At 39.1% G+C, this 1,691-nt stretch carries 2 protein-coding genes; one reads left to right on the top strand and one right to left on the bottom strand.

Annotated elements, in window-relative coordinates; translation table 11 throughout:
* Positions 1-1,350, top strand: a 1,350-nt coding sequence (locus tag QZY09_RS21440) for a phage integrase SAM-like domain-containing protein (RefSeq protein WP_295675921.1), incomplete at its 5' end; no start/stop codon positions are given.
* On the opposite strand, the gene QZY09_RS21435 is transcribed toward QZY09_RS21440, so the two are convergent.
* Complete coding sequence (locus tag QZY09_RS21435) at positions 1,297-1,599, bottom strand: hypothetical protein (RefSeq protein WP_295675919.1); 303 nt, start codon at positions 1,597-1,599, stop codon at positions 1,297-1,299. The two genes, QZY09_RS21440 and QZY09_RS21435, sit on opposite strands and share 54 nt — an antisense overlap.
* Positions 1,600-1,691 lie beyond the last annotated feature (92 nt).

Genomic DNA, 1,691 nt, shown 5'->3' with positions numbered 1-1,691 from the left:
ATCAACTTTCTCAGATATGTGTCAGATTTAAACCCCCATAAAATGGCTACTTTCCAAGCAGGAATTAACGAAGATGACAAAAATGCCAAGAACACTTGGCGTGTCCGAATTAGACTTTACCACAATAAAGTAACTAAATACATTTCTACCGATCACTATGTGACCAAAAGCCAGCTTACCAAGAAATTTGAAATCAAAGATCAGTTCTTGATTGATGTACTGGAAGAAACAATGAAAGGTTACCGCAAAAAAGTAACTGCTTTGGGCGGTCAGGCTGCGCGTTTTACTTGCATAGAAATGAAAGACTATGTTTTACAGGATGAACATCAAAAGATCGACTATTTTGTATTTGCAAAGGAATATATTGGTAAGATCAACACAAAAGGTACCCGTGATAACGCAAATACTACTCTAAATAGCTTTATTGATTTTATAGGAAGGCCAACTTTTGAGATTAACCAATTAACCCTGGCAACAATTAAGAAATATGAAGAGCATCTGCGTTCACCGCGTAGTATTACCAGGATGACAAATCCCGGTAAATACACAACGCGGACATATCCGCCTGCAACTGATACCGGAGTAAAAGACTACATGACCAAACTGAAGAATTGGTACGTAGAGGCAATGAAACATTATAATGACCGGGGGAAAGTGCTAATACCCTACAACCCATTTGACAAATACGTTGCCCCCAAACAACAGGCTACCCCTGATAAGAATTTGTCTGTCATACAGATATTGCAGCTTCGCGACTGCGGCAAAATTGAAGTTGGTAAATATAAACGTGTCGAGGTGACTGAGTTTGCCCGGGATGTTGCGATGTTATCTTTTTATCTGCTAGGCATGAACGCGATAGATTTATTCCAGGTTGATAGCTACAAGAAAGGCAGGATTAGTTACGACCGCGCTAAAACAGCCAGCAGGCGTACTGATAATGCCTACATATCAATAAAAATTGAACCAGAAGCTTTGCCGCTGATTGAAAAGTATCGTGACCCTTCCGGTAAAAGGGTGTTTCGCTTTTATTTAATGTATTCCAATCACGATGGATTAACCAAAGCACTCAATACGGGGCTAAAAGAAATTGGTAAACATTTAAAATGGGAAGACAACGCCACATTTATTTGGATGCGGTATTCCTGGCCCAACATAGCACGTAACGATTGCAGGGTCCCAACTGATGATGTCGCTCAGGGTATGAATCATAGCGACAACAACCACAAGGTTACTGATATTTACATTGCAAAGGACTGGACAATAATTGACGATGCTAACCGGAAAGTGTTAGATGAATTAAGCCGCGTTTCTCTTCTCAATATTAGTAAAATAGGCAATGCGGTTACTTGATTTCGCCAATGCTTCCAAACGCAAACTATCATACCTTAAATTGTGGTTTCTATCGCCATCCTTACAGGGCTTTATGAGGTTTTCTTCCACCCACCTCTCAACTAATTTTCGACCATAAAGCTTATAAGCTTGTGATGCTGAATAAAACGGAGGTGTCAGTCCAGCTGCTATTGACATCTGTTTAGCGCCCAGTTCCGCAGCATCAGTTAATAAATTTGAAAGTTCGTAAAGCTCTAGTGTTACAGGCATGTTTGTTTTTTTAAGGTCTACAATTATACATCTTAAAATTGGTTATCGCAACTAATTAATATAAATAAGCTAATAAACTTTGTAGGTTTATT

It is taken from the genome of uncultured Mucilaginibacter sp., assembly GCF_903913935.1.
GTDB lineage: Bacteria > Bacteroidota > Bacteroidia > Sphingobacteriales > Sphingobacteriaceae > Mucilaginibacter.
This window is presented reverse-complemented; position numbering and strand designations above follow the sequence as displayed.